The following is a 23,973-nucleotide window of genomic DNA, read 5'->3' on the forward strand; positions in this document are numbered from 1 at the left end:
CCACCCTAACACTAATAAAGCGAAATCATAAGTTAATCTCTGTCTCGATTGCCTTTTGTGGATGACGCCCGATGATAGGATCTATCACATCGCTGATTAATTCCTCGACCTGTGAATGACTTCTACCCACATACAACTTCGGATCCATAGCCGCCATAATTTCATCCCTTGATAATCCAAAAGATGAATCATTGGCAATCCTATCTACAAGGTCGTTGTTGAGACCATCTCTCTTGACTCTTAGTGTTGCAGCATGTGAATGGATCCTAATCTGCTCGTGCAGCGCCTGTCTGTTGCCGCCCTTCTTAACGGCCTCCATCATTATGTTCTCAGTTGCAATGAACGGAAGCTTTTCCATTGTACGAGCATTTATTACTTTAGGGTACACTACCATATCACTTGTGATATTGATATACAGATTAAGAATCCCGTCCAAAGCTAAAAAAGCTTCAGGGACCGAAATTCTCTTGTTAGCCGAGTCATCCAGGGTTCTCTCAAACCACTGCGTAGCAGCTGTAATAGCCGGATTTAGCGAATCAATAATGACATATCTGGCAAGCGATGTGATTCTTTCGGATCTCATTGGATTGCGTTTGTAAGGCATCGCAGATGATCCAATCTGATGCCTCTCAAAAGGCTCCTCCATCTCGCCGAATGACTGCAGAATTCTAAGATCATTAGAAAACTTTGATGCGCTCTGTGCAAGCCCTGAAAGCGACGATAATATGTTAGCGTCTACTTTACGAGTGTACGTCTGTCCTGAAACCGGGACACATCCGGACACGCCAAAGGTATTTGCTATAATCTCGTCAAGCTTCTTGACTTTGGATTCATCGTTGTTAAAGAGCTCCATGAAGCTGGCCTGAGTACCGGTTGTACCCTTTGAGCCAAGCATGCGAAGATCCGTGAGTCTTCGCTCAAGCTCAACCACATCAAGGGACAGTTCATACATCCACAGCGAAGCTCTCTTGCCAACCGTTGTGAGCTGAGCCGGCTGAAGATGTGTATACGCCAGACAAGGCATATCTTTGTATTCTCTCGCAAATTTCTTGAGATTGATAAGCACCTGTACAGACTTCTCAAGAATCAGCTCAAGAGCCTTCTTCATCAACAGAACGTCGGTATTATCACCAACGTAACACGATGTAGCACCGAGATGAATTATAGCCTCTGCCTTGGGGCAACGCTTGCCGAATGCATATACGTGACTCATTACGTCATGGCGAACATCCTTCTCACGAGCTTCGGCAACCTCAAAATCCACAATATCCTTATTGGCTTCCATCTCCTGAATCTGTTCTTCAGTGATATCAAGCCCCAGCTCGCGCTCTGCTTTAGCTAGAGCAATCCACAGCTCATGCCAGGTAGTGAATTTCTTCTTTTCGGAGAAGATATACTTCATCTCCTTGCTCGCATATCTGGTCGACAGCGGCGACATATATTGCAATCTTGTAGTTTCCATTAGTCCCCCATCCTCTTATTGTAAATTTTAACTTCCCTCTCGAGCGTATCAAAATCAATCATCATAGTGCACAGAGCAATCTTATTGTCTGCATCCAGGCTGTTCCAGATTGTCTCGCTAAATTCTTCAAAGGAATCGGGAATTCTGAACAACTTTGGTTCCCCTTCAAATGTAGGTAATGGCGAATCATTGCCCTCATAGGTATGTATGAAATGTCCTGTGTTATCTCGAGATGCATACTCATAGAAATATCTGCTGCAATCAGTTCCATGACCATCTGAATCCTTGAGAATGCTGAGCTTGTAGGAACCATCTACCATATTCAGAATGCTGCTGATTCTAGGAGTGAAGTGCGGAGCGTCCGGCTCAAAGCATCTAGTTCTGAGAGCTTCTTCAAAAGTTTTTCCCTCGTTGAGGAATTCCTCGACTGTATCGGTTTGATCGCCATTAGTGACAATAAGATTTCTACCGTTAGTCTTAACGGGATAATATATGATGAGTGTTGGATCTATTTCGGCATTCTTATCAAACGGTGCGATAGCAATCATATCGGCATCTTGGTAAAACACTCTGTTACGGCTATTTTCACTTCTTCCCATTATAAAATAGGCAACGGCAATCCTCCTTGATGTTTTTCCAATCAGGATGCCCCTGCCCCAATAGTCATTAGAAGCGAGAAAACTAAGTTCGTTAATTTGTATCTTGTTCATTGCTCACCCTATCTAAATAACTCTGCAATATTATTATAGCTGCCTGCTTATCTATTACCTTTTTGCGGTCGCCCCTTTTAACATCGCCGGCTATGAGGATATTTTCCGCAAGTTTGGTTGTAAATCTTTCATCTTGCCACACAAGCTTTACATGTGCAAGACCTGAACTTCTAAGCTTATTTTCAAGCATAGTACGGAATTCACGTACTTTTTCAGTCTGTATACTGTCGGTTCCGTCAAGGCCAAGAGGAAGCCCTACCACAATAGTATCACACTCGTATTCGCGCACTAAACCAAGCACCTTGGTAGTGTCCTTTCGAATACCAACACGCTCTATCGTAGTGACTCCCTGCGCAGTGATATCCAGCAGATCACTTACTGCAATTCCTATCGTCTTATCACCGACATCAAGTCCTATTTTTCTCATAAATAATTCTATTTATCCAGTTCAAGATAAGACTTGAGGATCTCCTCAAGGAGCTCGTCTCTATCAATCTTGAGAATCAAATTTCTGGCATCATTGTGGCTTGTAATATAAGATGGATCACCGGATGTCAAGTAGCCTACCATCTGATCGATAGCATTATAGCCTCTCTCCTGTAGGGAATCATAAATCTGATGAAGCGCTTCTTTATTGGAAAGCTGTTTCATCTTTGCGCTTTCAAACAAAATAGTGTCCTTGCTCATATCTGCCTCCTATTTTATAAAATCATATAAAAATATATTTTAGTTGATAGGCAAATAAGTCTGTTACACATCTGCCCATCGACTTGCTAACTTTATTTACTTACTACCAGCTTCTCTGCCAGCGCAAATGCCTCATCCAGCTTGCTCACATCCTTAGCCCCAGCCTGAGCCATACCGGCCTTGCCACCGCCATTTCCACCAGCCACCTGAGCTATTTCCTTAACAAGCTTCCCTGCATGGAAGCCATCACTTACAAGCTCGTCACTTACCGAAACTATGATAGCAATCTTGCCATCATTAACTGCAGCTGCCACAAATATAGATTTGCTCTCCCTGGATTTGATAGCATCAGCCATCTCTCTGAGCTGTTCTACGTCCGTATTGTCAAATCTTCTCGTAATTAGCTTGATGCCATTGATATCAACGCCAGCCAAGATAACGTCGTCAAGAGCCCCCGCAAGCTCATCTGCTTTTAATGATTTAACTGTCTTCTCCAGCTCCTTATTATCGGCAACTAGCTGTGCAGCCCTCTTTTCCAGATCATTTGGATTAGATTTAATAGCTGTACATACGTTTGAAATCAGGCTTTCCTTACTCTCAAGATAATCGATAACCTGAGTTCCGGTAATCGCCTCAATTCTTCTAATTCCGGATGCAATACCAACTTCAGCTGTAATCCTGAAGGCTCCGATTTTGCCGGTATTATCGATATGAGTACCACCACAGAACTCGACGCTGTAGTCGCCCATGCTTACAACTCTGACAATCTCACCGTACTTTTCACCGAAAATTGCCGTAGCCCCCAGCTTCTGAGCTTCTTCAATTTTCATCTCCTGCATGCGGATAGGGAGAAATGCATCAATCTTGGCATTTACAATATCCTCAACCTGCTTGATCTGTGCAAAACTCATCGCCTCAAAGTGATTGAAATCAAATCTCAAATACGCTTCGTCCACGTATGATCCGGCCTGGGCTACGTGATCGCCCAGTACATCCTTAAGAGCCTGCTGCAAGATATGAGTAGCGCTGTGCCCTCTAGCGGTTCTGTTTCTGCAAACAGCATCTATCTTAAGCATCGCCTTATCTCCGGCACTTACAGCATCAGCCGATTCATCGACAAAGTGCAGATAAATGTCATTCTCTTTTGTTACATCCACTACATGGTAGTCATTTCCTGCGACAGTAATTACTCCGGCATCGTGTAGCTGTCCGCCACCCGTAGCGTAAAATGGAGTTCTGTCAAAAATCAGTATATCCTTGCCATCGTTACTGCTGGAATACAGCACCTCAGCTTCGGCTTCAGTTTCAGTGTATCCGAGGAATTCAGTCTTAGGCAGCTTGTCGTACTCTGCAGCATCCTTCCATGCTACCTCAGCTGTAGACTTCTGACCCTGACGAGCCAGTTCCTTCTGCCGATTCATGTTATCCTTGAAACCATCCATATCCACAGTGATGCTTCTATCGGCAAGAATTTCTTCAGTCATCTCAACAGGGAAGCCATATGTATCATATAGCTTAAACGCATCTGCACCATCTAGCACTGTCCTTCCGGACCTTTCCAGTGCAGCGGCGTACTCTTCGAGAATCCCCAGGCCCTTATCCATCGTCTTTGCAAACTGTTCTTCCTCGATAGTAATTATTTTCTTTATATAGTCATACTTGTCAACGAGTTCGGGGTAAGCACTCCCGGAAACTTCAACTACAGAATCCATCAGCTCTGCCAAGAAATTTTTCTCTTTGATTCCAAGAAGCCTCCCTTGCCTGGCAGCTCTCCTGATAAGACGTCTAAGCACGTATCCTCTGCCCTCGTTGCTGGGCATAATACCATCAGCAATCATAAAGACCATAGAACGCAGGTGGTCGGTAATAATTCTAAGACTGACATCAGCTGTGTCATCACCGGCTTGATACTTCACATCCGCCATCTTCGCAACAGCATCCAGAATTCTTCTGATAGTATCTATATCAAAGATAGAATCAACATCCTGCATGATGCATGCAAGTCTCTCAAGGCCCATTCCGGTATCGATATTAGGATGCGCGAGGTTTGAATATGATCCATCCTCTTCCTTAGAGAACTGTGAGAACACATGATTCCAAAACTCGATATATCTATCACATTCGCATCCAGGCTTGCAGTCAGGATCGCCACAGCCGTATTCCTCTCCTCTATCATAGTAAATCTCTGAACATGGTCCGCATGGACCAAGTCCAATCTCCCAGAAATTGTCTTCCTTACCAAGTCTAACGATTCTCTCTTCAGGCATTCCCAGCTTAACCCAAATATCGTGCGCCTCATCGTCATCAGTGTAGATAGTAGCCCATAGCTTGTCAGTTGGCATCTTGAGATACTGTGTTATAAATTCCCATCCCCAAGTCAGCGACTCTTCCTTGAAATAGTCTCCAAAGCTGAAGTTTCCGAGCATTTCAAAGAAAGTCCCATGGCGAGATGTCTTACCGACGTTTTCTATGTCTCCGGTCCTAATACACTTCTGGCATGTAGTCATCCTCTTTGAGGGTGGAGTTTCAACACCTGCAAAATATGGTTTAAGTGGTGCCATTCCCGAGTTGATGATGAGCAAGCTCTTATCATTCTTAGGAATAAGCGATGCACTACCTGCCGCATAGTGACCCTTACTAACGAAGAAATCACGGAACATATCTCTTATTTCGTTAAGACCCAGTTTTTCCATTCAACAACACTCTCCCTTATATACAATGCCTATATTGTATACTGAAACTCCAATATTCTCAAGCAATTAGCACTCCGGTATCTCAATTAATCTACTATTTCTATGCTTTCAAGTTGACTTTTCACATCAGCCCTTATTTCAGCTAAAAATTCTCTTCTGAGTTCAGCTTGCTCAAGCACTTCATCAGGAGTAAGGCCCTCAGATTTTTTCTTGTGAGCAAGCTCATTGATTCTATCGATTTTTTCCTTTTTCATTGATCCTCCATCATAAAATATCCTATTATGTAAGCATGTCATACTCACTTTTGTGAGTATGACATGCACGCGACGTATACGTACTATTTATCCATCTTGCTTCTCTTAACAAGAGTCTCGTATCTATCGTTCGCCTGCTTTGCAGCTTCAGCGAAAAGCTGCTTAGCTCTCTTAGGATTAGTCTGCTCTAGAGCCCTATATCTGACCTCACCCTTCAAAAAATCATTGTATTCAAGAGTCGGCTTCTTGCTGTCCAGCATCAAGGGATTTTGGCCATTTGCCGTCCTTCGAGGATCGAATCTAAATAGATTCCAATATCCTGACTGTACAGCCTTCTTCATCTCGTTCATCGAGCAATTCATACCGGCTCTAATGCCATGATTAATACATGGTGAGTACGCGATTACAATCGATGGTCCATTATATGACTCGGCTTCTCTAAGAGCAGCAAGCGTCTGACTTGGATTTGCACCCATCGCAACTTGTGCAACATATACGTATCCGTACGACATCGCAATCTCAGCGAGATTCTTCTTGCCTACAGTCTTACCAGATGCAGCAAACTGTGCGATAGCACCGGCAGGTGTCGCCTTTGAAGCCTGCCCTCCGGTATTGGAATAAACTTCAGTATCAAATACCAATATATTGACATTTTCGCCGGATGCGATTACGTGGTCAAGACCGCCGTATCCGATATCGTAAGCCCAGCCATCGCCACCAAAAATCCACATTGATGGTTTTGGCAGTAAATCCCGATTGTTCATCACAAATTTAGCATCATCGTTGTCGCTGCCAGAGCATACACTTATCAGCTTGGCTGCCGCCAACTCAGCTACACGGTCATCATCCATGGCTTCGATCCACTCTGTTGCCTCCTTGTGGAACGCCTTTTTGTCAGCCAATCTCTTAACCGCTGATCTCATTTCATTTCTGCGGGTTTTCATTGAAATAGCCATACCTAAACCAAACTCCGCATTGTCTTCAAACAGAGAGTTGGACCACGCCGGACCTCTACCCTCACGATTGATGGTATAAGGCGTACTTGGAGCGCTTCCGCCCCAGATTGAGGAACAACCAGTAGCGTTAGCGATAAACATTCTATCACCAAATAGCTGTGTAACAAGTTTAGCATACGGGGTCTCACCACATCCCGGGCAAGCTCCCGAAAACTCGAGTAGAGGCTTGATAAATCCGATATTCCTTGGATTTTCCCTATTGCCATCAAGTATCCGCTCGTCAGTATGGTCATTTGCATATTCAAACACCTTCTGCTGAGCAGCGGAACGCTCGTCTTCATAAGGAATCATCTTTAGCGCCTTTTCCTTTGCAGGACACACATCGACACAAGAACCACAGCCGGTGCAGTTGACAGTAGATACGGAGATCATGAACCGGAAGTCGCCATTAGCCTTTGATTGTAAGGTGATTCCACCTGCTGCCTTCGCATCCGCATCGCTGAGAGCAAAAGGTCTGATTACACCATGCGGACACGAATATGCACAGAGATTGCACTGTATGCAGTTATCAGCTATCCATAGTGGAACATCTATTGCGATCCCTCGCTTTTCAAATGCTGCGGTTCCTGCCGGAATAAGTCCGTCTGCAAAATCAAGGAACTTAGAGGTAGGAATCTCATCGCCCTTCATAGCAGCGTCTGTAATCAATATATCATTGAGATACTTAACCATCTCCGGTCTGTCTGATTGAAGCTCTACCTTGTCGTCACTAACGGTTATCGACCTCCAGAGGTCAGGCACTGCAACCTTGTGAACATGCGAAACACCGGCATCTACAGCTTTGCAGTTCATAGACACGATATCATCACCCTTGCTAATATAGCTCTTCTTGATTGCGGCCTTCATGTAATCTACCGCCTCTTCGATAGGCATTATATTAACAAGCTTAAAGAACGCTGCCTGAAGTACAGTATTAGTTCTTCTAGATCCGAGACCGACTTCATTGGCAAGCTTGACAGCGTCACACGTATAAAACTGAATGTTGTTTTCAGCGATGTATCTTTTAGCAGCAGCAGGCAGATTCTTATCTAGCTCCTCATCAGACCAGCTACAGTTTAGAAGGAATATGCCGCCGGGATTTACATCCTGTACAATGTCATACTTATGCATGTACGACGCACTATGACATGCGATGAAATCAGCAGAGTTAACATAATAGGTTGATCTTATTGGATTGTCTCCAAATCTCAAATGAGAAATAGTAACTCCGCCAGACTTTTTGGAATCATACTGGAAGTAAGCCTGAACATACCTGTCTGTATGATTTCCTATAATCTTGACACTATTTTTATTAGCTCCAACAGTTCCATCAGCACCAAGTCCCCAGAACTTACATGCAACTGTTCCCTCAGCCGAAACTATTGGGTTTGATTTTCTCTCCAACGATAGATTTGTCACATCGTCTGTGATGGAGATGGTAAATTCTTTCTTAGGTATGTCAGAAGCCATGTTGTCATACACAGCAATGATATCGCCAGGCTGTGTGTCCTTTGATCCGAGTCCATAACGACCTCTTGTCAATTTAACGCGAATATCCTCAGCATCTGCAAGCGCAGAGACAACATCCAGATAGAGGGGCTCACCATTTGAACCCGGCTCCTTTGTTCTGTCTAAAACAGAGATATTCTTAACTGTATTAGGGAGTTCTTCTACAAAACATTTGCTAGAGAACGGTCTAAACAGCCTAACCTTTATCAATCCAACCTTTCTACCGTCGTTTTTATTAAGGTAATCAACAACTTCCGCTGCAGTTTCGCATACGGATCCCATCGCGACGATTACATCTGTGGCATCAGGTGCTCCATAATAGTTAAATGGCTTATAATCAGTGCCGATACATTTATTAACCTGATCCATAACGCCTTTAATTATATCAATTGATTCATCGTAGGATTTATTTCTAGCTTCATTATGTTGAAAAAATGTCTCTGGCTGTTCAGCAGATCCCATTAGATGAGGATGACATGGATTGTTGGCGCGATTCCTAAATTTGTCCACTGCATCATAATCCAGCAGAGATCCCAGCGTATCATAATCCCATACCTCAATCTTCTGCTGCTCATGGCTCGTCCTGAATCCGTCAAAAAAATGAAGTATTGGCATGCTCGACTTAATCGCAGCAAGATGAGATACTGCAGCGAGATCCATAACCTCTTGAGGACTATTCGCAGCAATCATTCCAACGCCAGTTGCTCTAGCAGCCATGACGTCGGAGTGATCTCCAAATATGGATAGTGCATGCGTAGATACAGCCCTTGCTGCTACGTGAAATACGCCAGGTAACTGTTCACCGGCGATTTTATACATATTGGGAATCATTAGCAATAATCCCTGAGATGACGTATATGTGCTTGTTAAAGCGCCTGTGTTGAGAGCTCCGTGTACAGCTCCGGCTGCGCCGCCCTCTGACTGCATCTCCACTATGCAAACCTTTTCCCCAAACAGATTCTTCCGTCCTTCTGAAGCCCATTTATCAATATTTTCGGCCATGACTGAAGATGGCGTGATCGGGTAAATCGCGGAAACTTCCGAAAAAGCATATGCAACATGAGCCGCAGCCGTGTTGCCATCCATAGTCTTCTTTATCCTTTTTACTTTATTCATCCTAGATGCCCCAACTTTCTTTATTTCAATGGCTATAGTTTAACATGATTCATATATCCATTCAATGAAAATGGATACTGCAAACACTTGTATTTTATGCAGTTACAGCCTCTAAGAAATTCTGAATTCCCAAAACATTCATAGCCATAAATGTTATAATTTCTTTGTTAGTCGGTGACGAATATATGCTAGGAAATATGTAGTCATAAACAACGGTATCCTTCGATCCACATCGATAAGTTTCCCATAAGACCTTCATAGTCTTACGAATAGATTTCTCTACGGCTTCCGGTGATACATTGAACTTCTCAGCAACACACTTGTATACTTCGCCAACGACAACAACACTGTTATCAATGAGTAAATACTTACAGACAATCACGGCTTCAACCAAGTAATATGTACCTATTCTATCTGGCATCAGAATTAATCCCAACAAAACTTTTCTCAGCAAATGCTCATCGACAAGATAATCTAAATCATAAACACCTTCCATTCTGTAAAATATTAATTTTTGAATTTCCGCAAAGATAATCTTGAGTTTAAAATCTCCAAGATGCCTCTCCGGATTTATGAAATTTAATGCTGAACTTATGGGCTCATTTTTTAAAAAGTCTATGCCGCATAACGGATCTGGAATTTTTTTAGAAGAATTAGAAACTTCATTTAGATTTAGTTTGGTATTCATAGTCAACCTGTCCTTCTCAACATACCTGCTAATGTCCACACTCTGACATTAGACTGTAATCATACCTTTTAGCTTTTCAAATGTCGCTTCTCCAATCCCTTTTACCTGTTTAAGATCTTCAATTTTAGTAAATCTGTGTCCCTTGCGATAATCTATAATCCTCTGAGCAATCGCGTCTCCTACACCAGGAAGCTCAGTAAGTTTCGGCTTATCCGCCAAATTAATGTTGATCAGACCTCCCTTTTCGGATTTTCCCGCGGTGCTTCTGCCGGAATCACATTCAGAGGCATCACCGCTGTCGATTTTGCTCGGTATCACAAGCTTTTGTCCGTCCTGAACAAACTCAGCCTGATTAATCGCATCAAGATTAGCACCTTCTTTAAGACCGCCGGCTTTTTCGATCAACTCAAAAACTCTGGTCTTCTTCTCCACCTTATATACCCCTGGTGAATTCACTGCCCCGCTTATATCAATGTAGAACTCTTCCTTGTGCTCTGCTACCTCCTTAGTTTTGACTTTATCAGCTTTGTCAAGCTTTATCGTATTAGCGTTACTCGACTTAATATGCAGCACAGCGGCACCCACCAAGATTACTATCAATATGCCTATCTTATACTTGAGCTTCCTATCCTTAGAAAATTGAAATTTTATGCACTGAACTGCTCGACTCACTTGGTCACTATCAAAGATTTTCATATTTTGCCCTTTCTTGGGGCAAGATTCAACTATAAATATAATACAATTTAGACAATTATTTTTCAATATATTTGAATATTGGTTTGTCATAAAATTTAACCATAAATTATTTGTTAATTAGACATTATAATAGTGTGATTTAAAGGGATTGATCATATGTATATACCATGCATGCCGTAGAAATTATAAAAAGATCTCATAAAAAAGGTGAATACAGATTACAAATAATGCAATCTCGTATTCACCAATTATCGTAAACATATCTAACTGCACAGCATCTAGTGGATGACAGCACACGCCTCCATATATTTTGTATAATTATTCAATTAGGCTCATATATCGTATTTTCTTATGTTTATCCGCACGGGCACTAATCTTCATAGTATTCGAATTCATAGTCCTCGATCCTGACAGTATCGCCTTCCTTGAGTCCAAGCTTCTCAAGCATCTTAATCCCGCCTCTATCAACTATAAACTTATATAGATATCTCATCGAACCAATATCGTTGAAATTAGTAGATCTAAATATCTTGGACAACTGCTTGCCTTCCAGTACATACACTCCGTCCAAATCTCGATAAGCTTTTAGCTTCTTGAAATCCTCATCTATTTCATCCCGCACAAAATCAAAATACTCAATCTCATCACTTTCAGGTTCAATGTAATTCTCCAGCTCATTAAGTGCGGCATTGAGCAGTTCCTGCACCCCTTGTCTAGCTACGGCCGAAATCTTAAAGACACGCTTACCATCCGCTTCAACAAACTTTACAAAATTTTCAAGCCTTTCTTCGTCGCAAGCAGCATCGATTTTATTTGCAGCAACGAGCATCGGTTTTGACAAAAGTTTTTCGTCGTACTGCCCGAGTTCTTCAATTATCTTCTTATAATCATCAATTGGATCACGGCCTTCACTTCCGGAGATATCAACGACATGAATAAGAACCTTTGTGCGCTCTATGTGCTTTAGAAACTTTAGACCAAGCCCCATACCTTCATGAGCACCCTCAATGATACCGGCAATATCAGCCATTACAAAACTCTTATCATACATATCAACGACCCCAAGATTAGGATCTATAGTAGTGAAATGATAATTAGCAACCTTTGGTCTGGCGCTTGTCGATACAGAAAGCAGTGTAGACTTACCAACATTAGGAAAACCTACTAAACCGACATCCGCTATAAGCTTAAGCTCAAGAATCACAGTCCTTTCCTTGGGCAGTTCTCCAGCCTCAGCAAAATTAGGTGCCTGTCTGATAGAATTCTTGAAATGAACGTTTCCTTTTCCGCCTTTTCCACCTTTTGCGGCAACAAGTCGGTCACCCTTATCCGCCATATCTTTCATAAGAAGTCCGGATTCCTTATCGATAATCATTGTTCCTATGGGAACCTTAATCTCCAAATCCCGGCCGCGCTTTCCGTACTTCTTACGCCGCATTCCGTTTTGACCATTTTCAGCTTCATATTTGCGTTTGTATTTGAAATCCATCAGCGTGCGCAGGTTGCTGTCAGCAACGAAAATTATATTGCCGCCATCTCCGCCGTCTCCTCCGTCCGGACCACCCTCAGGAACATATGGCTCTCTTCTGAAGGTTACTGCTCCATCTCCGCCCTTTCCGGATGTGATTATAATTTCTGCTCTATCTACGAACATATCAATCTCCAATACTAAAATTGACCCCTCATAACAAAGGGTCAATAAGTTTACGCTTCTTCGCCGTATACGCTGATCTGTTTTCTCTTCTTGTCAAATCTCTCAAACTTAACGTTTCCATTGATCTTTGCAAACAGAGTATCATCTCCGCCAATACCAACGTTGTTACCAGGGTGGAACTTTGTTCCTCTCTGTCTAACAAGAATGCTTCCGGCACTTACATACTGTCCTGCACCTATCTTTAGCCCCAAACGTTTCGACTCGGAATCGCGACCGTTCTTGGAACTACCTACTCCTTTTTTACTTGACATGACTAGTCACCTCCTATATTGAACTGATTATATTACTTGGATTCAATTGCCGAAAGAATATCAGCCTTAGTAGCCTTAGCCGGAACCTCAACTCCAAGCTCATTAGCGATTGCAAGAAGCTCATCCTTCTTCATTGAAAGGGAAGCCTTAATCTCCGCTTTGGCCTTAGCCGGCGCTGTCTTCTTAGCTACTGCGCCGATGCCTGTAACCTTAACTAGCGTGTATGGCTGTCTGTGCCCATTCTTTCTTCTGTAGTCCTTCTTAGCTTTGTACTTAAAGATAATAACCTTTTCGTTCTTACCCTGCTCCAGTACCTCGGCTTGAACTGTACATCCTTCAACAAAAGGTGCACCTACCTGAAGCTTATCTCCTCCAACAGCTACAACCTCGTCAAAGGTAACTGTCTCTCCTACTGCAGCGTCGAGCTTTTCTATCTTAAGTACATCATTCTCCTGTACTCTGTACTGCTTTCCGCCTGTCTTAATTACTGCGTACATATTAAAATCCTCCTCAAACCAGACTCGCCAGAATCACGGGTGCTATGCTTTATAACCCATTCTGAGCGGCTAACCAACCAAGTATAACATGTTCTAGTATTTATGTCAAACCCTAGAACATGTTATGCATAATTACTCAATAACTACACCATCTTCATCAACTTTGAGATCATCTTCATCCCTGCCGTGAATTTCATCCATAATCTTGATCTTGAGAGTCTCAAGGATATCTGGATGAGAGATAAGGAATTCCTTGACATTCTCACGCCCCTGACCAATTCGCTCACCTTCGTAACTGTACCACGAACCAGCTTTATCGATAAACTTCATATCTGTTGCTGTGTCAAGAACATCTCCGGCGATGGAAATACCTTCTCCATACATGATATCGAACTCAGCAAGCTTGAATGGAGGCGCAACCTTATTCTTGACAATTTTAACCTTGGTTCTATTACCGATGGTCTCATCCCCTCGTTTGATCGAATCAGCGCGTCTAACATCAAGGCGCATGCTGGCATAGAATTTAAGTGCCCGACCGCCTGTAGTTGTCTCAGGGTTACCAAACATAACTCCAATCTTCTCTCGAAGCTGGTTGATAAATATAACGCAGGTATTTGTCTTGTTAACTGTTCCCGCAATCTTTCTAAGCGCCTGTGACATAAGTCTTGCCTGTAGCCCTACGTGTGAATCTCCCATATCACCCTGAATCTCTGCCTTAGGTACAAGAGCTGCAACGGAGTCGATTACAATCAAATCAATAGCTCCACTGCGCGCGAGCATATCACAAATCTCAAGCGCCTGCTCTCCGGTATCAGGCTGTGATACAAGTAAATCATCAACATCTACGCCAAGATTCTTGGCATAAACCGGATCAAGGGCATGCTCAGCATCGATAAATGCAGCCTTTCCTCCCGCTTTCTGAGCCTCTGCAATACAGTGCAGCGTGAGTGTTGTCTTACCAGAAGATTCCGGTCCGTATATCTCAACAATACGTCCACGCGGTACACCGCCGATACCGGTAGCAACATCCAAGGAAATAGATCCTGTAGAGATCGCTTCTATACTGTTGTTAAGCCCATTGTCTCCGAGCTTCATGACGGCGCCCTTGCCAAACACCTTCTGTATCTCATCAAGAGCATGCTCTAATGCCTTCTCCTTGTCATTTATATTGCTAATGCCCTTGTCTGATTTGCTTGATTTACCTGCCATAGTTCCTCCTGTATCACATCGAACATTCGTTCGTATTCTATATGCAAACTTTTCATTTGTCAAGATTATATAATCTCATCTCGATTACGGTCAAATTAAAAATGCCCCTAATCCTGCAATATCTGCACTTTTATCTAATATAATTATAATTTTCCCGTCAGAAAACGATATCAGAGCAACCGGAGCTGCATTGCAGAACTAAAATCGAATCCTAAAAATATCACGGATTAAACTATTCCACCTTCAAACTTAAAGCTTTTCATTCAAAATATTATATACTGTCAGCAGCATCCGCAGCTTGAAGTAATTCCGATTCCACTTTCTATCATTTCTCTTGGTATTTAATTCTATAAATCCACGCTTATTGCCGAGCTTACCTCCGCAAGAATACCCGATAAATGCATTACCGTTCTCTCTGCCTTCGTCCGCTTCAGGGCCAGCATATCCGGTTATAGAAACTGATATGTCGCTTTTTGATTTTCTCCTGGCACCATCTGCCATCAGGACTGCAACTTCACCGCTTACAACAGAAAATTTATCAATCACAGCCGTATCTATACCCAAAATCTCGGATTTTGCCTCTACACTATATGTTACAAATCCCTCTGCAAACACCGACGAAGCTCCGGCAACATCTGTGATACACGAAGCAAACATTCCGCCGGTACACGATTCTGCAGATGACAGCCACAGTCTTCGTCTCTGAAGCTGATGAACTACAACCTGATTAAGCTCATCGTCATCATAGCTATAGATGTATTCGCCAATCAATCCATCTATCATCTCAATCATCTCATCAACTGCATACTTAGCCATTTCGGCAGTATCTCGTTGCGATGCAACTCTAAGCGCGCATTCTCCCTCCTTTGCGTAAGTTGCAATAGTCGGATCACTCTGGTTATTAATCACAGGCATCAGTTTGGTCTCGAGGTCAGATTCTCCTATTCCTATTGTTCTGATGACCTTGTAATACATTTCCTTGCTAGAAAATCTCTTCAGGTAATCCACAACGCAGTGCTTAAACAGCCACTTCATTTCCCTTGGCGGACCGGGCAGGCAGATTGCACATTTTCCATCCTTCTCCAGTCCAAACGCCGGCGCCGTACCTGCCTCGTTATGAAAAATTTCTGCACCAACCGGCATGTACGCCTGTTTGCGATTATTTTCTGCCATACTGCGATGCCTCTCGTCAAAATACGACTTAATTTCCGCATAGCATTTCTCGTCAAAGTACAGATCGACCCCCATGGCCTCCGCAACGATTTCCTTAGTCAGGTCATCCTGCGTAGGTCCTAGACCACCGGTACAGATAACCATGTCCATTTCATTAAGTGATGCCTTTACAAGCTCCTTAAGCCTCACCGGGTTATCACCAACAACATGGTGATACATAACATTAAATCCCATGTGGTTGAGCTGATTCGAGATATAGGTAGCGTTAGTATTAACAGTCTGACCAAAGAGAAGCTCGGTACCAACTGCAATTATTGAAACATCCATCGAAATATTACCCCTTTACGCAATTATCGGCGTACCTTCAAGTACACCGATAATGTTTTATATAATTTATATATGCATCAGCTTGCATGTAACAAATAGCTACATCGAAAACACATCCTTGTTCTTGATGATGTATTCGCACCCTGAATAAACAGTCGCGATAAGCGATGCCCAGAATACCCACATGCCCGCGCTCATTAATAGATATACCGAATCAAATCTCAAAGCGAGGATAAGCAACGGAACCGCAATCATCTGAAGAACAGTTTTGAATTTCCCGCTCATACCGGCCGCAATTACCCTGCCCTCCGAAGCTGCAACGGTTCTCATCCCGCTCACTGCAAACTCCCTTGCCAGAATAATTATCAGCGCCCATGCAGGGATAGTTCCCTCCCCAATCAGCAGGCACAAAGCAGAATACACCAGGATCTTATCAGCAAGCGGATCCATAATTTTTCCAAAGTTAGTAACAAGTCCCCTCGCTCTTGCAATTTTCCCATCAAGCATATCTGTAAATGATGCCAATATAAAAATGACGAATGCCACAAAATAATAATGCATCATAAATGCACCGACAAAAAACGGAACAGCTATCATACGACCAACTGTCAATTTATTAGGTAAATTCATTTAAACCTCCTCGCCCACGAGGTCATACTCATAGGCCTCTGTAATCTTGACGTTAACTATATCTCCCAGCTCATGCAATCTCTCGCTGACGAAGCTGACCTCGTTGTCGATCTCCTGCGCATCGTATTTAGTCCTACCAATGTAGCTGCCATCATGAATTTCATCAATCATAACCTCATAGGTCTTGCCCAGCTTGGCTTGATTGAGTTCCTCACTGATCGACAGCTGAAGCTCCATGATGCTGTCTCTACGCGTCTCCTTGACGTCCTCAGGGAGCTTATCATCCATTGTATACGACAGAGTTCCCTCTTCATCGGAAAATGCAAATACCCCTAATCTATCTATCCTTGCTTCCTTTACGAATTCCATCAGCTCTTTAAAATCATCTTCGCTCTCTCCCGGAAACCCGACAAGCATCGTAGTTCTGATATGTACATCAGGAATATTTGCGCGGAGCTTCCTAAAGGTCTCCCTGATTGATGCTCCTGTCGACTTGCGCTTCATCCGGGATAGGACGTTATCAGCGATGTGCTGAATCGGGATATCGAGGTAGTTGCAAATCTTGTCGTTAGCAGCTATAGTCTCTATCAGTTCATCTGTAATACCATCGTCGTACACATAGAGTAGTCTAATCCATTTAATCTCATGAATTCTACATAGCCGTCTGAGCAGTTCCGGAAGCATAGCCTCACCGTACAGATCCTTGCCGTAATACGAGGTATCCTGAGCGATAATTGTCAGCTCCTTGATTCCCTGCTCAGCCATGACCTCAGCTTCCTTGACTGCGTCCTCGATTTTCTTGCTGCGGAATGGACCGCGAATCTTAGGTATCGCACAAAAGGCGCAGGTGTTGTTACATCCCTCCGCAATTTTGAGCACTCCGGAATATGATTTACCAGGTAGCACCCTCTCCTTATATGGTAACACTTTACCGACTCTACCCTTTACGCTATCAGCCATGACCTTATTGTCGGACAACAGCAAATCCGGAAGCTCATCGTAGTCATTTACACCTGTAAAAATATCAACTTCCGGAATTTCATTCACCAAATCCTCGTGATATCTCTCAGAAAGACAACCTGTAACTACCAGCTTCTTGGTCTTACCCTTGAGCGATGCCATGCTGAATATATGCTCTATCGACTCAATCTTAGCTGATTCGATAAAGCCACAGGTATTCACTATCAAGATGTCCGCAGCCTCCGGTGCTTCGGTCAAAGTGCAGCCGCGCTGCATCAGCAGAGCGGCGAGCACCTGAGAGTCATAGTCATTCTTGGCACACCCAAGAGTATCTATATAGAACGTCTTGTTCGTCTTATTCATCAAACATTGTCTCCATCATTATCTAATCGTTTTCTATAGGCTCATCACCATCTAAATTTACTGCTTCTGCATCAATTGATTCATCTACAAAAACAGTCTGATCCGGCTGACCATAGTACTCCTCTTCTGTTGTTAGTACCTGTCTTGGTCTTGACCCGTCAGATGGTCCGATAATTCCCATCTCCTCGATTTCATCGATGATACGTGCAGCCCGATTATATCCTATTCTGAATCTTCTTTGCAGCATCGATACAGATGCTTGCTTCTGCTTGAGAATAAACTCGATCGCGTCCTCTGTCAGTTCATCAGAAAGGCTGTCACCTTGAGCGGCAGGCTTGTCAGAGACCTCAATCGTTCGGATTACATCATCCCTGTACTCGGTTTCACTCTGCGACTTAACGAATTCAATTACTGCAGCACTCTCAGCTTCAGAGATAAACGGTCCCTGTATTCTAATCGGCTTATTGGCATCTACAGGCGAGAACAGCATATCTCCCTTGCCTAGCAGTTTTTCTGCACCGGCAGTATCGAGGATTGTACGAGAGTCAAATTGCGATGATACACTAAATGCAATTCGTGATGGTATATTTGCCTTGATAAGTCCCGTAACTACGTCAACCGAAGGTCTCTGCGTAGCGACGATTAGATGCATCCCTGCAGCTCTAGCCTTCTGAGCCAGACGGCAGATTGCCTCTTCAACCTGCGAAGAGGCTGCCATCATGAGGTCTGCAAGCTCGTCTATTACAATAACAATCTGCGGTAATACATTATCGTCCTCTCCGTTCGTCGACACAGTGTGATTGTACGACGCAAGATCCTTTGCCCCAAGCTCAGCGAATTTATTGTATCGTTGCTGCATCTCGTTGACTGCCCAGTTAAGCGCCGCTGCTGCTTTCTTAGGATCTGTAACAACAGGTATGAGCATGTGAGGGATGCCGTTGTAGCTTCCAAGCTCGACTACCTTAGGGTCGATAAGAACAAGTTTAACTTCATCGGGAGATGCTTTGTAAAGAATACTTGTTATTATCGTGTTAATGCACACACTCTTACCTGAACCGGTCGCTCCGGCAATAAGCATATGAGGCATACTGTGTAGATCTGCGACAATATTTCGTCCTGATACATCTTTGCCGACAACAAAGCTGATCTTGGATTTAGCGCGTCTGAAATCGTTAGACTCAATGAGCTCGCGAATCAGAACCGGCGCCGCCTTTTCATTCTCTACCTCGATTCCGACAGCAGCCTTGCCCGGTATAGGCGCTTCAATACGGATGCTTTTAGCACGCATGTTGAGTGCTATATCATCGGCAAGCCCGGTAATCTTGCTGACCTTTACGCCTGTAGCCGGCTGAACCTCATATCTTGTAACCGACGCCCCCTGTGTAACATTGAGAACTGTCGCCTCTACATTGAAATCATTTAAAGTCCGCTCCAGAAGATGTGCTTTCTCCTCAAGCTGTTGCCCGCTCATTAGATTATTGCCGGGTTTAGGTCGATTGAGCAAATCTACCGATGGGAATACGTAATCATCATCCCTCCTTGACTGCCCTGCCAGAGCCTGTTTAGCGATTTCATCGTGATCCGCCTTGGTCGGTCTGTTATCCTCTTTCTGCTCGTGCAGAGCTTCATTAGAAGATGTGGAATATGTCATATTGTCGGAGCTGCCAATTGCGTCCGCACTACGTTTATTGGCAGCAGCAATTGCTCCTGCTGCAGTGACTCCAACACCGGCTCCAAAGTCTCGAGAAGCACCTGCGCCATATAAATTATTTGAACCGGGGGACGAAATAAATGCTGAATCACCGCCACCTGAAGCGCGTCCGCGGTACTCCGCGACCTTTGATTTCCCGGAAGGCTTTCCGCCGTCCAAGCCAAATCCCCTTCCCTTTGGTGCAGCTCCATCTTCAGGAGCACCGTCATATCCACCGAGACCTGTTGTTTTCTCTGTACCGGCTTCTCCTGATTTGCCATCCAATCCATAGCCGGTGCCTGTAACAATACCATCATCAGAGCTTCCTAATCCAGTACCAATTTGTCTGGCCGCTCTACCTCTATACCCATCATATATTCCTGACTCATCTTCTTCAAAAGGAGCATTGCTATCCAGCATACTTGCAATTTCACGTCTCGTGCTCTCATCAGGGAAACCCGTTGCCGTTTTTTTCTCTTTATAAGCTGCATCCACAGATGAATATGCCGAACCCCCTACATCGGTTGTACGATTACCAGCAGCGGCGTTAACAGGATTTGCAGTAACCGTACCAATTCCCGCATCTGTTACAGACTTCTGTTTCTTGGAATTAAGATGCTTTGCCAGCATTCTTCCAAACAATCCTGAGGTTGGTTCTTCGTCCTGCACATTTGGGGAATATCCCACATAGCTGTCATCCACCGAAGCTATGTGCGCATTAGAAGTAAAGCTTGTCCCGGAAGCAGGATTCGGTGAAGTAGCTTTCGTACCCATTCTGTGATCATGCAAACCAAATTCCATCTGCTCATTTACACTTGGACGAGCAGATGAAACGGCTGTATCCGTAGATATATTTTCGTATTTAGAAGCGACAGGGCTCACTGTTCCTCCTGAACGCTCAAATTCCTTTATGAGCCTCTTTTCTTCACGAGCCTCCTTAAACGCCTTGATCTGCTTGGAAATAGGAGTATTCGCAACTAACAGAATTGAAATTATTATCGCTGCCAAAGCAAAGATAATCAGCCCCGGACGTCCGATAAACTTGACCAGAATGTTGGCAAGCTCCATTCCAACCGCACCTGCATTGTTTCCTCTGACACCGCCTCTGTAATACAGCAGTATATCTCCAAAACCGAACTTAGGCTTACCTGAATTGACAAATCTGTATCCATTTAGAGCGCACATCATCAAGTACACGAGAGCTGTAAGTGAAGCGGTCCTCGCGTTGAGATGTTGCAGCTTCTGAAAAAACAAGCATACAGCAACAACAATCAAAAAATAAGGCAAGACATATGACATTCCCCCAAATAAACCTCGAAGGACATTGTGAATCCCATGTCCGAAGCTTCCTGTGCTGTTGTTCTTCATAGTGAATACTAAAAAAATACCTATTGCAAATATGGCAATTCCCCATATCTCGTCAATAAGCTTTCTATTTGAGTTGCGCTTCTCCTGCATCTCGCGAATCTGCTTCTGTTCGGCAGTCTCCGCCTTGCTGCTGTTCCTCTTATCAGACGAAGAAGTGCTATTCTTCTTGGATTTATTCTTGCTGCCGGGAGGCCTTCCCGGACCGCGCTTTTTCTTTTCCTCAGCCATAATTCCCCATATATATTATAATTCAATCAACCGATATACTGATTAATTATACTATTTACGCCGTTTTTTTGCAAAAAAGAAAAAAGACCCGAGGAATCTCGGATCAATGGCTTAACTGATTTACTCAACATTAACAACGTCTTTGCCGTCATAATAGCCACAATTAGGGCAAACTCTGTGTGGAAGCTTTGGCTCATGACACTGAGGACAAATTGAAAGTCCCGGAGCGCCCATCTTCATGTTAGCAGCCTTTCTGCCAGCAGTCTTTGCTTTCGATGTTTTCCTCTTTGGTACTGCCATTGTCGACACCTCCTTACAAATGTGATTATCTTAAAATGTCTGGATTGCATTTTACGCACTACAGGATGATAGTATATACGCAAAACCGTAGTATGTCAATGAAAATTACAGTAATATAGGTCTTTTCACATGATCCGACTCTTCGTACATATCATTCATCGTCAGAATATTGTATGTATCTGCCGCCCTAATGTCAAGGAGAAGCTGACTGTTCGCAGAATCAGACAACTCATTTGCCTCTCTGTTGATATTGGTAATGATCGGAATATCGTTAAGACTATTTTTTTTTGCTTTTTTGATTAATTTCCGCCCAGTCTCATTTGCTGCCAGCACTCTGAGGTACCCCGGTTCGCAAACTCCCGGTTCATCGCGCTTGATATTGAGCAATAACTGCAGCAGCAGTCGTGAAATCCTGGTATAAGTGTAGCGCTTGCTCTTCGCATGCATGACGAGTTCGTCAAAGCTCTTGCACCTTGACACAGCTTCAATAAGCCTTGTTCCGATGCCTTCGCCGCCTTGCGGAGCCTCATCTACCTGCGAAGCGTTAAGATTAAGAAGCACATATCTAATCAAATCGAACAGCTTATCATCGATCGTATCGGCGCGTTCTGAGAAACATGAGCTGATCAGCTTCGCCGATTCATCAGGAACGAACTCGGATACATCAATCCCCTGTCTCGCTGCCTGTCTTATGCCTGAAGCACTCTGAAATTTCCGACTGGTATCGAACCTCGCAGAATACCCGGCAGCCTCACGTTTAATAGTGTGAACTTCAAGCTCATGTTCTGTACATTTATTAAATTCCGTAATAGCTCTTATATATTCGATAGCGAGAGTATCATTGGCTCCATGGAGAACCGATTCTCCATCGTCACCAAAAAATTCGCTGTAAGCTGCCGCTCTGGACCGGGGATAACTGTATCCCTCTCTGGCGAGCTCCACCATCCTATCTGATATTCTCGAATCCGAAAGCCTTTCCGCTACCATAGTAAGCTTGTCTATGTTACCCGATTCACTCCCGAACGATATCACATCTACAACCCCTATTGCAGCTAACAGTTTAATTGCCGTAGACGCATAAACAGACGCATTGCCGAGACACGCAAAAGCCGGTATCTCAAACACTGCGTCTATTCCATTCTTAACTGCGGACTCTGCTCTGTCCCACTTACTTGCGAAAGCAAGCTCTCCTCGCTGCACAAAATCGCCGCTCATCACAGCGATTACAGCATCGGCACAAGCTTCTCTCTTAGCTCTATCTATGTGGTAAAGATGTCCGTTATGTAGAGGATTGTATTCTGCAACAATTCCCAGAACTTTCATCGGTAAAGGCTTACTCCTCAACGCCCTCTGCATGTTCATCAGCTGTCTGTTGCTCTTCAGTATATGTGGAGCCGCCCTGAACACGCTCTGCCAAGGCCTTCATTTCCTGGCGATTGCCATTTACTCTGTTGTTCATCTCGCCGACCATATCGGTGAAATAATCGTTCATTGGCTGAATGAACTCCGTAGCAACCTTAGCAATATCATTTTGCATATCGTACAGAAGCTTGTCTACGTATTCATAAGAACGGAGCTTAATGTATCTGCTGTGATTCTCTGCCTCAGAGATAAGAGCGTCAGCTCTCTTTTCAGCCTCCTTCTTGATGATGTCGTTCTCAACTAGATACTCAGCCTGCTTCTTGGCAGCTACGATAACCTTATCGTATTCGCTTCTAGCTTCGTTTAGGATCCTATCCTGCTCATCCTTAACCCACTTTGCCTGCTGAATATCCTTAGGCATGCTAAGTCTTATGTCATCAACGATGCTCCTAATCTCATCGCTGTCGACGATTGCCTTCTCTGAAAAAGGCACCTTCGAAGCGTTGGATAAAATTTCTTCGAGATCGTCAAGTAGTGTCATAACTCTAATCGATGCGTCGCTCATAACGATTTCCTCCTAGTTTATTGATTATCAAATTTAGTTTTAATCATCTCGTTAGCACACTCTGGTAGCAGGCCATCGACGCTGCCGCCATAAGAGACTACTTCTTTGATGAGAGATGAACTGATAAACGAATACCGAGGGTCTGTCATCAAGAAAACAGTCTCCGTCCCACCCGTGTATAAGCGTGCATTCATCTGCGCCATCTGGATTTCATATTCAAAATCGGTAGTAGCCCTAAGTCCTCTGACTACCGTGTCAAAACTATGTTTATTGACATAGTCAGCAAGTAGCCCATTGAACACATCGATTTTGATGTTCGGGATATGTTCAGTCACCTTAGCAATGATGTACTTGCGTTCTTCTAATGTGAACAGAGGTTCTTTGGAGCTATTAACGGCTATGCCGACAGTTAAGCTGTCAAACATATTAGCTGCGCGTTCAATAATATCCAGATGACCATTGGTAACAGGATCAAATGAACCCGCATAAATTGCAGTCCTCATCATACTAATCACCATCTCTCCAG

The 23,973-nt window shown here is 43.7% G+C and carries 20 protein-coding genes and 1 pseudogene; all 21 read right to left on the bottom strand.

What is annotated here, in order from left to right; genetic code table 11:
- Positions 1-25: 25 nt before the first annotated feature.
- The 21 genes and pseudogenes from purB to coaD all read right to left on the bottom strand — a co-directional run bounded on the left by purB (position 26) and on the right by coaD (position 23,953).
- Positions 26-1,462 carry an adenylosuccinate lyase gene (gene purB, locus HMPREF0581_RS06610; protein ID WP_009644702.1) on the bottom strand — a complete coding sequence of 479 codons (1,437 nt, stop codon included), beginning with the start codon at positions 1,460-1,462 and terminating at the stop codon, positions 26-28.
- Entirely contained in the window at positions 1,462-2,172 is a 711-nt protein-coding gene (locus tag HMPREF0581_RS06615; RefSeq protein WP_009644667.1) for an IMP cyclohydrolase, read from the bottom strand. Before HMPREF0581_RS06615 ends, purB begins: the two co-directional genes overlap by 1 nt.
- Positions 2,153-2,599: a Holliday junction resolvase RuvX gene (gene ruvX, locus HMPREF0581_RS06620; protein ID WP_009644727.1), complete on the bottom strand. Its 447-nt coding sequence runs from the start codon at positions 2,597-2,599 to the stop codon at positions 2,153-2,155. Before ruvX ends, HMPREF0581_RS06615 begins: the two co-directional genes overlap by 20 nt.
- Before the next feature lie 8 nt (positions 2,600-2,607).
- Positions 2,608-2,859 carry an IreB family regulatory phosphoprotein gene (locus HMPREF0581_RS06625; RefSeq protein WP_009644620.1) on the bottom strand — a complete coding sequence of 84 codons (252 nt, stop codon included), beginning with the start codon at positions 2,857-2,859 and terminating at the stop codon, positions 2,608-2,610.
- Positions 2,860-2,951: 92 nt separating this feature from the next.
- Entirely contained in the window at positions 2,952-5,552 is a 2,601-nt protein-coding gene (gene alaS / locus HMPREF0581_RS06630; RefSeq protein WP_009644799.1) for an alanine--tRNA ligase, read from the bottom strand.
- A gap of 86 nt (positions 5,553-5,638) precedes the next feature.
- A complete protein-coding gene (locus HMPREF0581_RS08610; protein WP_009644681.1) occupies positions 5,639-5,806 on the bottom strand; it encodes a DUF896 domain-containing protein in 168 nt (55 codons plus the stop codon).
- An 83-nt stretch (positions 5,807-5,889) separates the two neighbouring features.
- Complete coding sequence (gene nifJ, locus HMPREF0581_RS06635; protein ID WP_036381543.1) at positions 5,890-9,426, bottom strand: pyruvate:ferredoxin (flavodoxin) oxidoreductase; 3,537 nt, start codon at positions 9,424-9,426, stop codon at positions 5,890-5,892.
- A gap of 94 nt (positions 9,427-9,520) precedes the next feature.
- Positions 9,521-10,114, bottom strand: coding sequence for a sporulation initiation factor Spo0A (locus HMPREF0581_RS06640; RefSeq protein WP_009644655.1), 594 nt, complete (start codon positions 10,112-10,114; stop codon positions 9,521-9,523).
- A 48-nt stretch (positions 10,115-10,162) separates the two neighbouring features.
- Complete coding sequence (locus tag HMPREF0581_RS06645; protein WP_050992655.1) at positions 10,163-10,810, bottom strand: helix-hairpin-helix domain-containing protein; 648 nt, start codon at positions 10,808-10,810, stop codon at positions 10,163-10,165.
- Positions 10,811-11,180: 370 nt separating this feature from the next.
- Complete coding sequence (gene obgE, locus HMPREF0581_RS06650) at positions 11,181-12,464, bottom strand: GTPase ObgE (protein WP_009644854.1); 1,284 nt, start codon at positions 12,462-12,464, stop codon at positions 11,181-11,183.
- Positions 12,465-12,514: 50 nt separating this feature from the next.
- Positions 12,515-12,775: a 50S ribosomal protein L27 gene (rpmA, locus tag HMPREF0581_RS06655; RefSeq protein WP_009644673.1), complete on the bottom strand. Its 261-nt coding sequence runs from the start codon at positions 12,773-12,775 to the stop codon at positions 12,515-12,517.
- 191 nt (positions 12,776-12,966) lie between these two features.
- Positions 12,967-13,272, bottom strand: a pseudogene (gene rplU, locus HMPREF0581_RS06660) (50S ribosomal protein L21); the annotation flags it as partial.
- Between the two features lie 132 nt (positions 13,273-13,404).
- A complete protein-coding gene (gene recA, locus HMPREF0581_RS06665; protein WP_009644645.1) occupies positions 13,405-14,481 on the bottom strand; it encodes a recombinase RecA in 1,077 nt (358 codons plus the stop codon).
- Between the two features lie 249 nt (positions 14,482-14,730).
- Complete coding sequence (locus tag HMPREF0581_RS06670; RefSeq protein ID WP_009644670.1) at positions 14,731-15,981, bottom strand: competence/damage-inducible protein A; 1,251 nt, start codon at positions 15,979-15,981, stop codon at positions 14,731-14,733.
- Between the two features lie 99 nt (positions 15,982-16,080).
- On the bottom strand, positions 16,081-16,611 hold the full coding sequence (gene pgsA / locus HMPREF0581_RS06675; RefSeq protein WP_009644814.1) for a CDP-diacylglycerol--glycerol-3-phosphate 3-phosphatidyltransferase: 531 nt from the start codon (positions 16,609-16,611) through the stop codon (positions 16,081-16,083).
- A complete protein-coding gene (rimO, locus tag HMPREF0581_RS06680) occupies positions 16,612-17,934 on the bottom strand; it encodes a 30S ribosomal protein S12 methylthiotransferase RimO (RefSeq protein ID WP_009644741.1) in 1,323 nt (440 codons plus the stop codon). It abuts the gene before it with no gap.
- A 22-nt stretch (positions 17,935-17,956) separates the two neighbouring features.
- On the bottom strand, positions 17,957-21,220 hold the full coding sequence (locus tag HMPREF0581_RS08380; protein ID WP_009644680.1) for an FtsK/SpoIIIE family DNA translocase: 3,264 nt from the start codon (positions 21,218-21,220) through the stop codon (positions 17,957-17,959).
- A gap of 120 nt (positions 21,221-21,340) precedes the next feature.
- Positions 21,341-21,520, bottom strand: coding sequence for a 50S ribosomal protein L32 (gene rpmF, locus HMPREF0581_RS06690; RefSeq protein ID WP_009644811.1), 180 nt, complete (start codon positions 21,518-21,520; stop codon positions 21,341-21,343).
- 105 nt (positions 21,521-21,625) lie between these two features.
- The gene (locus tag HMPREF0581_RS06695) at positions 21,626-22,843 is read right to left on the bottom strand and encodes a tRNA(Met) cytidine acetate ligase (RefSeq protein ID WP_036381549.1); all 1,218 of its coding nucleotides are present in this window, start codon (positions 22,841-22,843) and stop codon (positions 21,626-21,628) included.
- Between the two features lie 10 nt (positions 22,844-22,853).
- Positions 22,854-23,447, bottom strand: a complete 594-nt coding sequence (locus HMPREF0581_RS08385; protein WP_009644712.1) for an ATP synthase subunit B family protein — start codon at positions 23,445-23,447, stop codon at positions 22,854-22,856.
- 17 nt (positions 23,448-23,464) lie between these two features.
- The gene (gene coaD / locus HMPREF0581_RS06705) at positions 23,465-23,953 is read right to left on the bottom strand and encodes a pantetheine-phosphate adenylyltransferase (RefSeq protein WP_009644644.1); all 489 of its coding nucleotides are present in this window, start codon (positions 23,951-23,953) and stop codon (positions 23,465-23,467) included.
- Between the last annotated feature and the right edge of the window lie 20 nt (positions 23,954-23,973).

This window comes from Mogibacterium timidum ATCC 33093 (assembly GCF_000525775.1).
Classification (GTDB): domain Bacteria; phylum Bacillota; class Clostridia; order Peptostreptococcales; family Anaerovoracaceae; genus Mogibacterium; species Mogibacterium timidum.